The organism is Streptomyces macrosporus (genome assembly GCF_039533145.1).
Classification (GTDB): Bacteria; Actinomycetota; Actinomycetes; order Streptomycetales; family Streptomycetaceae; genus Streptomyces; species Streptomyces macrosporus.
On sequence record NZ_BAAASZ010000017.1, the window covers coordinates 559,457 to 568,897 of the forward strand.

Sequence of the window (9,441 nt, forward strand, 5' to 3'; positions counted from 1 at the left end):
CGGCCCCGGAGCGCATGGCGCGCACTCCGGGGCCGCCGTGCGCCGGACTCACCGGTCCGGCCGCGACGTCACTGGTTGATGCAGACGTTGCCGAAGGCGGGGTTCAGCACCCCGATCACGCTGATCGTGTTGCCGCAGACGTTCACCGGAACGTGGACGGGCACCTGGATGACGTTGCCCGAGACGACACCGGGGGAACCGAAGGCGGCGCCCTGGGCGCCGGAGTGGGCGGAGGCCGCGCCCGCACCCGCGAGCACGAGACCGCCGGTGGCAGCCGCGACAGCGACGACCTTCTTGATCATTCTTCCTCCTTGTTGGCAATGCGATCCCAGCCGCGGACCGCACTCCCTGTAACGACAACGGAGGAACCGGGCTACGGCCCGGAGACGCTTTCACCCGTCCCAGTGATGGGCGTACACAGTGGCGAATCCCCCGGGACGCCCCGCGCGGGCCCTCAGCAGTGGTCGATGAAGCGGTCCAGGACCCGCACGCCGAACCGCAGCCCCTCCACCGGGACCCGCTCGTCCACGCCGTGGAACATCCCGGCGAAGTCCAGCTCCGGCGGCAGCTTCAGCGGGGCGAAGCCGAAGCAGCGGATGCCCAGGTCGTCGAAGGACTTGGCGTCGGTGCCCCCGGAGAGCATGTACGGCACGGCGCGCGCGATCGGGTCCTCGGCGCGCAGGGCGGTCTGCATGGCGTCCACCAGGGCGCCGTCGAAGGTGGTCTCCACCGCCTTGTCGGCGTGCACGTCCTCGCGCTTCACCCGCGGGCCCAGGATCCGGTCGAGGTCGGCCAGGAACTCCTCCTCGTAGCCGGGCAGGAAGCGCCCGTCGACGTGGGCGGTGGCCTGGCCGGGGATCACGTTGGCCTTGTAGCCCGCGCCGAGCATCGTCGGGGCCGCGGTGTTCCGCAGGGTCGCCCCGATGATCTTGGCGATGCCGCCCAGCTTCGCGAGGGTCGCGTCCATGTCCTCGGGGTCCAGCTCGACCCCGAGGGCGTCGGAGAGCTCGTCGAGGAAGGAGCGGACCGTCTTGGTGACCCGGACCGGGAACCGGTGCCTGCCCAGGCGTCCGACGGCCTCGCACAGCTCGGTGATCGCGTTGTCGGTGTTGGTCATCGAGCCGTGCCCGGCGGTGCCCTCCACCGTGAGCCGCATCCAGTGGATGCCCTTCTGGGCGGTCTCCACCAGGTACAGCCGCAGCTTCTCGTTGACGGTGAAGGAGAAGCCGCCGACCTCGCCGATCGCCTCGGTGACGCCCTCGAAGACCTCCGGGTGCCGGTCCACCAGGAACCGCGCCCCGTGGGTGCCGCCGGCCTCCTCGTCGGCGAGGAAGGCCAGCACGATGTCGCGCGGCGGCTTGCGGCCGGTGCGCAGCCGGTCGCGGACGACCGCCAGCGTCATCGCGTCCATGTCCTTCATGTCGACGGCCCCGCGGCCCCACACGCAGCCGTCGGCGATCTCGCCGGAGAACGGGTGGTGGGTCCAGTCGTCCGCGTTCGCCGGGACGACGTCGGTGTGGCCGTGGATGAGGAGGGCCGGTCGCGAGGGGTCCTCGCCCTCGATCCGGGCGACGGTCGTGGCCCGTCCCGGGTGCGATTCGTAGATCTTCGGCTCCAGCCCCACCTCCGCGAGTTTCTCGGCCACGTACTCGGCCGCGGCCCGCTCGCCGGGCCCGGAGTGGTCTCCGTAGTTGCTGGTGTCGATCCGGATGAGATCGCGGCACAGGTCGACGACCTCGTCCTCGCCCCTGACGGTGTCCGCCGCGGTCGCGCTCGGCTCGCTCACACTGCCTCCTCCTGTAGCGGGATCGTCCCATCCTCCCGCTTCCGGGTCCCGTCGCACAGCAACGGGTGTGATCGCCCGCCCCCTCTCCAGTGCTATGGTTTACACGTCGCCACGGCAGCGGCCGATGGCGCACACCTCGTCCGGGTGGCGGAATGGCAGACGCGCTAGCTTGAGGTGCTAGTGCCCTTTATCGGGCGTGGGGGTTCAAGTCCCCCTCCGGACACCGATGACGGAACGTCCCCCGTGGGTCTCCCACGGGGGACGTTCCGTTGGGGCGCCCGCTGTGGGCGCCCCGTCGTGGACGGCGTCTCCGGTCGGCGGCCGTCCGCCCGGGGACGGCCACCCCTTCCGGCTCGCCGGCGCCCGCTAGGGGCGCGGCGGGGAGTCCTCGGCGTACCGCCGCGCGACCGTGCGGGCCGGGTCCTCCTCGAACTCCCGCCCGCGGACGGCCCGTCCGCGCAGCAGCAGCGCCGTCGTCACCGCGGCGAGCAGGACGGCGGCGCCGGCGAGCACGGTGACGAGCCACGCCGGGACGCCGCCCCACCTGAGCAGTTCGTCGTCGTACACCACCGTGCGGTACGGGGTGTCGGCCCCGGCGCGGCGCAGTTCGTGGTCGCCGTCGATGCGCTCCGGGCGGGGGAACTCCTGGGCGACGGCGGTCAGGAACACCTCCTCGGCGTCGACCAGTTCGCGCAGCCGGTCGTGTTCCGACAGCTCCGCCGCGGTCAGCCGGCCGGCGAAGAGGACCTCGGGCCTCTCCCCGCCGATGGGATCGGCGGGCTCCATGCGGTGGGGGGCCAGGACGTACAGCCGCAGCGACTGGGGCGTGCGCGCGGCGCGCGACAGCCGCATGGGGTAGACCGGCCGGTCGGCGGCGAAGGTGATGCGCAGGGGGTCGAGGGCGCCGCCGAGCGCCTGCCGCGGGGCACCGTCCCCGGCCCCGTCCTCCTCGGGGGCGAGGCGGACGGCGACGTACTCCCACTTCCGCTCCACGTACGGCTCCAGTTCGGCCGCGAGCCGGTCGGGGAGGCGGAAGCCGTTGTCGCGCAGCCAGGCGTCCAGGGCGCCGGAGTCGGTCGCGGCGAGCCGGGCGACGTCGAAGGGGCCCAGCCGTTCGCGGCCGACGACGTCCACCTCGGGCGCCGCGCCCTCCGGCGCGCCGGCCGTGACGCCGTCCTCGCCGTCGAGCGGCCAGTCGCCGGAGCGGGGCCAGAAGTACCGGCGGGTCTCGCGGGCCGGCGCGGTGACGGCCGTCAGCTCCCCGAACAGTTCGCGGTCGCCGAGTCCGACGTCGGCCCGGTCGGGCACCGGCATGATCCAGGCGGCCTCGGAGGCGTCGCCGTCCACGGTCAGCCGCATGACGATCTCCTCGGTGCGGCCGTCCCAGCGCACCACGGAGGTCTCGTCCCGCACGCCGATGGTGGTGCCGTCGGCCGGCACCATGCCGCCGCAGCCGCAGGCGTACGCGGGACGGAGCAGCGAGACCGACTGGGCGAGCAGCAGCAGGGCCACCACCGCCAGGGCCCGTCTCCGCAGGGTCCCGTACCGCTCCCCCGCCGCCGTGGCGCGGCTCGTCCGTGTCCTCACGCGTCCCCCCTCGTGTGCCGCCGGCCGACGGTTTCCGGCCGGCTTCCCCGCCACAGACGGTCCGGGCGCCGGGTCCGGTTCCGGGCGCGGCGGCCCGGGCCGGCGCCTCCCGGCGTCGGCAGGCGTCGGGAGGCGTCAGCCGACGGCCCGCGCCGCCGCGCGGCCGGCCGTGCGGCCCGAGAACAGGCAGCCGCCCAGGAAGGTGCCCTCCAGGGAGCGGTAGCCGTGCATGCCCCCGCCGCCGAAGCCGGCGGCCTCTCCCGCCGCGTAGACGCCGGGCAGCGGTGTGCCGTCCGCGGTGAGCACGCGCGCGGACAGGTCGGTCTCCAGGCCGCCGAGGGTCTTGCGGGTGAGGATGTTCAGGCGCACGGCGATCAGCGGGCCCGCCTCCGGGTCCAGCAGACGGTGCGGCGGGGCGACCCGGATCAGCCGGTCGCCGAGGTAGGCGCGGGCGCCGCGGACGGCGGTGATCTGGAGGTCCTTGGTGAAGGGGTTGTCGATCTCCCGGTCGCGGGCGGTGATCTCGCGCCGCAGGGCGTCCTCGTCGATCAGGTCGTCGCCGGTCAGCGCGTTCATGCCGCGCACCAGGGCGGACAGGTCGCGCTCCACGACGAAGTCGGCGCCCTCGTCCATGAAGGCCCGCACCGGCGCGGGCGCCCCGGAGCGGGCGCGGCCGAGGACCTGGCGGACGCTGCGGCCGGTGAGGTCGGGGTTCTGCTCGGAGCCCGAGAGCGCGAACTCCTTCTCGATGATCTTCCGGGTGAGGACGAACCAGGTGTACTCGTACCCCGTCCGCATGATGTGTTCGAGGGTGCCGAGGGTGTCGAAGCCGGGGAAGAGCGGCACCGGCAGCCGCTTCCCGGTGGCGTCCAGCCAGAGCGAGGAGGGGCCGGGCAGGATGCGGATGCCGTGGCGGGCCCAGATCGGGTCCCGGTTCTCGATGCCCTCGGTGTAGTGCCACATCCGGTCGCGGTTGACGATCCGGCCGCCGGCCTTCTCCGCGATGCCGAGCATCGCGCCGTCGACGTGGGCGGGGACGCCGGAGAGCATGCGCCGGGGCGGGGTGCCCAGGCGCTCGGGCCAGTTGGCGCGGACCAGGTCGTGGTTGCCGCCGATGCCGCCGGAGGCGACGATCACGGCCTGCGCGCGCAGTTCGAAGGTGCCGACCACCTCACGGCCGCTCGCGGTGCCGCGCGGGGCGTCGCTGGGGGCCAGCACCTCGCCGGCGACGGTGTCCACGGCGCCCGCGCTGCGGGCCAGGGAGGTGACGCGGTGCCGGAACCGCGGGTCCACCAGGCCCTTGTCGGCTCCCTGCCGCACGCGCCGCTCGAAGGGTTCGACCAGGCCCGGCCCGGTGCCCCAGGTGATGTGGAAGCGCGGGACCGAGTTGCCGTGTCCGGTCGCGCCGTAGCCGCCGCGCTCGGCCCAGCCGACGACGGGGAACAGCCGCACCCCTTGGGCGCGCAGCCAGGCCCGCTTCTCGCCCGCGGCGAAGTCGACGTACGCCTCGGCCCAGCGGCGCGGCCAGGCGTCCTCCTCGCGGTCGAAGCCGGCCGTGCCGAGCCAGTCCTGCCAGGCCAGTTCGCGGCTGTCGCGGATGCGCAGGCGGCGCTGCTCGGGGGAGTCGACGAGGAACAGACCGCCGAAGGACCAGTGCGCCTGGCCGCCGAGCGACGCCTCGGGCTCCTGGTCCAGCAGGATCACCCGGCGCCCGGCGTCGGCCAGTTCGGCGGTGGCCGCGAGTCCGGCCAGGCCCGCCCCGATCACGATCACGTCGGCGTCGTACGCCATCTGCCGCTCACCCGTCCCTCGGCTCGTCCGCGCTGGTGAACCGGAGGGTAACCGCCGGTCCGGGCGGACGGCACCCCTCGCGTGCCGCTTGGATGGACGGATGATCGACGAGACGGCGGGCAGGTCCGCGGACGAGTTGTTGGACATCGTGGACGAGGACGACCGGGTGGTCGGACAGGCCCCGCGCGGGGTGGCCACGGCGCGGCGGCTGCGGCACCGGAGCGTCTCGATCCGGGTGTACGACGCCGAGGGACGCGTCTTCGTGCACCGCCGCACCCCGGAGAAGCTGATCTTCCCCTCGATGTACGACGTGGTGGTCGGCGGCGTGGTCGGCGCGGGCGAGAGCTACGACGAGGCGGCGCTGCGGGAGGCCGAGGAGGAGCTGGGGGTGAGCGGGCTGCCGCGCCCGGAGCACCGGTTGAAGTTCCTCTACGAGTCTCCGGAGCACACCTGGTTCCTGTCCGTGTACGAGGTGCGGTGCGAGCTGCCGGTGCGACCGCAGCCGGAGGAGGTCGCCTGGTGGGCGTTCCTGCCGGAGGAGGAGGTGGAGCGGCGGCTGCCGGAGTGGGACGTGGTGCCCGACGGCCTGGAGTGCCACCGGCGGCTGCGGGAGTGGCACCGGGAGCGCGGGGGCGGCGGTCTTGCGTAGGCTCGGAGCGTGATCGACAGGTTCCGGACGGCGGCGCGGCTGTGGTGGGCGCCGGAGCGTCTGCGGGCCGAGGGCCGGACCCCGGACTACCGGTTCTCCCTGGCGAACGAGCGGACGTTCCTGGCGTGGATCCGCACCGCCCTGGCGCTGGTGGGCGGCGGGCTCGCGGTGGACCAGTTCCTGACCGGGATGCGTCCGGGGGCGCGGACGACGATCGCCGTGGTGCTGCTGGCGGGCGGCGCGCTGTGCGCGGTGCGGGCGGTGAACCACTGGCTGCGCGCCGAGCGGGCGATGCGGCGCGGCGAGGACCTGCCCCTGTCGCGCTTCCCCGTGCTGCTGGCCCTGGGCACGGCGCTGGCCGCGCTGCTGGTGGTGGTCGGTGTGGTGCTGGGCGAGTTCGGCCGGTGAGCCGGGCGCGGGGAGACGGGACGGAAGCCGTGCGGGACCCGGCCGCCCAGCCGGAGCGCACCCGGCTGGCGTGGCGGCGCACCGCGCTGGCCTTCGCGGTGGTCGTGGTGCTGACGGTCCGCCGGGCGATCGTCGGGTCGGGGGCGTCGCCGGCGTACGCGGCGCCGGCGGTGCTCGCGTGGCCGGTGCTCCTGGCGGTGGCCCACCGCCGCGTCCGCGCCCTGGCGGTGCCCCGCCCGGTCCCGCTGGGCGTTTCCGCGGCGCTGACGGTGGTCATCTGTACGCTGACGGTGCCGATCTGTGGGGTGGTGGTGTGGCTGTGGTGAGGCCGCTGGTCGTGGTGATGGGCGTGTCCGGCTCCGGCAAGACGACGGTGGGCACGGCCCTGGCCGAGCGGCTGGGCGTGCCGTACGCGGAGGCCGACGACTTCCACCCGCCCGAGAACGTGGCGAAGATGGCCTCGGGCGTCCCGCTGACCGACGAGGACCGCCGCCCCTGGCTGGACGCGATCGCCGGCTGGCTGGAGGACCGGGGCGAGGGCGGCGGCGTGGTCACCTGCTCCGCTCTCAGGCGCCGTTACCGCGACCGTCTCCGCCGGGCCGCGCCGGAGCTGTTCTTCGTCCACCTGGACGGTTCGCCGGAGCTGATCGCCGGGCGCATGGCCGCGCGCAAGGGCCACTTCATGCCGCCCGCGCTGCTGAGGTCCCAGATCGAGACGTTGGAGCCGCTGGAGCCGGACGAGAGGGGCGCCGTCGTCCCCATCGACGGGACGCCCGAGGAGACCGTCGCGCTGGCCTGCGCCGCCGTCCCCCGCTGACGTCCCGCCCGCCGGCGGCTCCCGGCCCGCCGCCGCGCCGTCCGGGCGGTCACCCGGTTTTCCGGCTCCTCTATGGACTCCATACCGACTGGTCGGCATCATTACTCGGGACGTACGATCACCTCTTCCCGCCGAGGAGCCTTCCGATGACCGAGCACCATCCACCGGGCCTCGATCCCGCGCGGCTGCGCGCGTACCTGGACCGCGAGCGTCCCGGACTCGTGCGGGGAGAGCTGAGCGCGGAGCTGATCGAGGGCGGTCGGTCGAACCTGACCTACCGGGTGACCGACGGGACCTCCCGCTGGGTCGTCCGACGTCCGCCGCTGGGGCACGTCCTGGCCACCGCCCACGACATGGCGCGCGAACACCGGGTGATCAGCGCGCTGGGCCCCACCGAGGTCCCCGTGCCCCGCGCGGTGCTGCTGTGCGAGGACGACTCCGTCCTCGGGGCGCCCTTCTACGTGATGGAGCACGTGGCCGGCACGCCGTACCGCACCGCCGAACAGCTCGCCCCGCTCGGCCCCGAGCGCACCCGCGAGCTGGTGCTCGGCCTGGCGGACGCGCTCGTGAAGCTCCACTCGGTCGACCCCGCTTCCGTGGGCCTGGACGACTTCGGGCGGCCCGCCGGCTTCCTGGAGCGCCAACTGCGACGCTGGGGCAAGCAGTTGGACGCCTCCCGCAGCCGCGAGCTGCCGGGCATCGACGAGCTGCACGCCGCGCTCGGAAGGCGTCTGCCGGTCTCCCCCTCCCCCACGATCGTCCACGGCGACTACCGACTGGACAACGTGCTGGTCGGCGCGGACGACCGGATCACCGCCATCCTCGACTGGGAGATGTCCACGCTCGGCGACCCGCTCACCGACCTCGGCCTGCTGGTGATGTACAGCAGTCAGCGGCACGTCCCCGGCTCCCCCATCGCCACCACGCGCGAGGCCCCGGGCCACCCCGACGCGCGGGAGCTGGTCGAGCGGTACGCCGCGCTCTCGGGCCGCGACGTGTCGAACATCGCCTGGTACACGGCGTTCGCCTACTTCAAGCTCGCCGTGATCCTGGAGGGCATCCACTACCGCTACACCCTCGGGCAGACCGTCGGCGCGGGCTTCGACCGCATCGGCGCCCTCGTCCCCGTCTTCGTCGACAACGGCCTCACCACCCTTCAGGAGGGCTAGGCAGCCATGGACTTCGCATTCGACGCCCGCACCGAGGAGCTGCGCGAGCGGCTGCTGGCCTTCATGGACGAGCACGTGTACCCGGCGGAGGCGGTGGCCGAGGAGCAGCGGGCCGCGCTGGACTCGCCCTGGGACACCCCGCCGGTGGTGGAGGAGCTGAAGGCCGCAGCCCGCGAGCGGGGCCTGTGGAACCTCTTCCTGCCCGACGCCGAGTACGGCGCCGGGCTGACCAACCTCCAGTACGCGCCGCTGGCGGAGATCACCGGCCGCAGCCCGCAGCTCGCCCCGACCGCCACCAACTGCGCCGCGCCGGACACCGGCAACATGGAGGTGCTGGCGCAGTTCGGCAGCCCCGAGCAGCGGGAGCGGTGGCTGAGGCCGTTGCTGGCCGGCGAGATCCGCTCGGCCTTCGCGATGACCGAGCCGGAGGTGGCCTCCTCGGACGCCACCAACATCGAGACCCGCATCAGGCGCGAGGGCGACGAGTACGTCGTCACCGGCCGCAAGTGGTACATCTCCGGGGCGATGAACCCGAACTGCGCGGTCTTCATCGTGATGGGCAAGACCGACCCGGACGCCGAGGACGTCCGCCGCCGGCAGTCGATGGTGCTGGTGCCGCGCGACACCCCGGGCGTGGAGGTCCGTCGCGCCATGACGGTCTACGGGTACGAGGACCACTGGCACGGCGGCCACGCCGAGGTGTTCTTCCACGACGTCCGCGTCCCCGTCTCGAACCTGATCGGCGAGGAGGGCGGCGGCTTCGCCATCGCCCAGGCCCGCCTCGGCCCCGGCCGCATCCACCACTGCATGCGGCTGATCGGCATGGCCGAGCGGGCGATCGAGCTGATGTGCCGCCGCGCCAACTCCCGTGTCGCCTTCGGCAAGCCGCTGGCCGCGCAGGGCGTCGTCCAACAGTGGATCGCCGACGCGCGGGTGGCGGTGGAGCAGTTGCGGCTGCTGGTGCTCAAGACGGCGTGGCTGATGGACACCGTGGGCAACCGCGGCGCGCACACCGAGATCCAGGCCATCAAGATCGCGGTGCCGCGGACGGTCGTGGACATCCTGGACCGCGCGGTGCAACTGCACGGCGCGGGCGGGGTGAGCCAGGACTTCCCGCTGGCGGAGCTGTGGGCGTCGGCCCGCACCCTGCAACTCGCGGACGGCCCGGACGAGGTCCACCAGCGCTCCCTGGCACGACGCGAACTGAAGCGCTTCGCGCGGTCCTGACCGCCCG

At 73.9% G+C, this 9,441-nt stretch carries 10 protein-coding genes and 1 tRNA gene; 7 read left to right on the forward strand and 4 right to left on the reverse strand.

Features of this window, described 5'->3' with window-relative positions:
* Nucleotides 1–68 precede the first annotated feature (68 nt).
* The gene (chpH, locus tag ABD335_RS10975; RefSeq protein ID WP_031507563.1) at nt 69–302 is read right to left on the reverse strand and encodes a chaplin ChpH; all 234 of its coding nucleotides are present in this window, start codon (nt 300–302) and stop codon (nt 69–71) included.
* 152 nt (nt 303–454) lie between these two features.
* Nucleotides 455–1,786, reverse strand: a complete 1,332-nt coding sequence (locus ABD335_RS10980; protein ID WP_344322006.1) for a M20/M25/M40 family metallo-hydrolase — start codon at nt 1,784–1,786, stop codon at nt 455–457.
* A gap of 138 nt (nt 1,787–1,924) precedes the next feature.
* Here ABD335_RS10980 and ABD335_RS10985 point away from each other — a divergent pair.
* Nucleotides 1,925–2,009: transfer RNA gene (locus ABD335_RS10985), tRNA-Leu, on the forward strand.
* A gap of 143 nt (nt 2,010–2,152) precedes the next feature.
* Here ABD335_RS10985 and ABD335_RS10990 read toward each other — a convergent pair.
* Both ABD335_RS10990 and ABD335_RS10995 read right to left on the reverse strand, forming a co-directional pair.
* Nucleotides 2,153–3,373: a DUF2330 domain-containing protein gene (locus tag ABD335_RS10990; RefSeq protein WP_425583598.1), complete on the reverse strand. Its 1,221-nt coding sequence runs from the start codon at nt 3,371–3,373 to the stop codon at nt 2,153–2,155.
* Nucleotides 3,374–3,508: 135 nt separating this feature from the next.
* Nucleotides 3,509–5,164, reverse strand: a complete 1,656-nt coding sequence (locus tag ABD335_RS10995; RefSeq protein WP_344322008.1) for an FAD-binding dehydrogenase — start codon at nt 5,162–5,164, stop codon at nt 3,509–3,511.
* Between the two features lie 100 nt (nt 5,165–5,264).
* On the opposite strand from ABD335_RS10995, the gene ABD335_RS11000 reads away from it, so the two are divergent.
* The 6 genes from ABD335_RS11000 to ABD335_RS11025 all read left to right on the forward strand — a co-directional run bounded on the left by ABD335_RS11000 (nt 5,265) and on the right by ABD335_RS11025 (nt 9,434).
* Nucleotides 5,265–5,813 carry an NUDIX domain-containing protein gene (locus ABD335_RS11000; RefSeq protein WP_344322009.1) on the forward strand — a complete coding sequence of 183 codons (549 nt, stop codon included), beginning with the start codon at nt 5,265–5,267 and terminating at the stop codon, nt 5,811–5,813.
* 12 nt (nt 5,814–5,825) lie between these two features.
* Complete coding sequence (locus ABD335_RS11005) at nt 5,826–6,221, forward strand: YidH family protein (RefSeq protein WP_344322137.1); 396 nt, start codon at nt 5,826–5,828, stop codon at nt 6,219–6,221.
* Nucleotides 6,222–6,250: 29 nt separating this feature from the next.
* Nucleotides 6,251–6,547 carry a DUF202 domain-containing protein gene (locus tag ABD335_RS11010; RefSeq protein ID WP_344322010.1) on the forward strand — a complete coding sequence of 99 codons (297 nt, stop codon included), beginning with the start codon at nt 6,251–6,253 and terminating at the stop codon, nt 6,545–6,547.
* A gap of 17 nt (nt 6,548–6,564) precedes the next feature.
* A complete protein-coding gene (locus ABD335_RS11015) occupies nt 6,565–7,038 on the forward strand; it encodes a gluconokinase (protein WP_344322138.1) in 474 nt (157 codons plus the stop codon).
* A 146-nt stretch (nt 7,039–7,184) separates the two neighbouring features.
* Nucleotides 7,185–8,207: a phosphotransferase family protein gene (locus ABD335_RS11020; protein ID WP_344322011.1), complete on the forward strand. Its 1,023-nt coding sequence runs from the start codon at nt 7,185–7,187 to the stop codon at nt 8,205–8,207.
* A 6-nt stretch (nt 8,208–8,213) separates the two neighbouring features.
* Complete coding sequence (locus ABD335_RS11025) at nt 8,214–9,434, forward strand: acyl-CoA dehydrogenase family protein (protein WP_344322012.1); 1,221 nt, start codon at nt 8,214–8,216, stop codon at nt 9,432–9,434.
* The last annotated feature ends 7 nt before the right edge of the window (nt 9,435–9,441 follow it).

Excerpts from the sequence above, each read along its gene's own strand:
- ABD335_RS11015 (WP_344322138.1), top strand. The coding sequence starts at position 6,565 with ATGGGCGTGTCCGGCTCCGGCAAGACGACGGTGGGCACGGCCCTGGCC.
- ABD335_RS11000 (WP_344322009.1), top strand. The coding sequence starts at position 5,265 with ATGATCGACGAGACGGCGGGCAGGTCCGCGGACGAGTTGTTGGACATC.
- chpH (WP_031507563.1), bottom strand. The coding sequence starts at position 302 with ATGATCAAGAAGGTCGTCGCTGTCGCGGCTGCCACCGGCGGTCTCGTG.
- ABD335_RS10995 (WP_344322008.1), bottom strand. The coding sequence starts at position 5,164 with ATGGCGTACGACGCCGACGTGATCGTGATCGGGGCGGGCCTGGCCGGA.
- ABD335_RS11020 (WP_344322011.1), top strand. The coding sequence starts at position 7,185 with ATGACCGAGCACCATCCACCGGGCCTCGATCCCGCGCGGCTGCGCGCG.
- ABD335_RS11025 (WP_344322012.1), top strand. The coding sequence starts at position 8,214 with ATGGACTTCGCATTCGACGCCCGCACCGAGGAGCTGCGCGAGCGGCTG.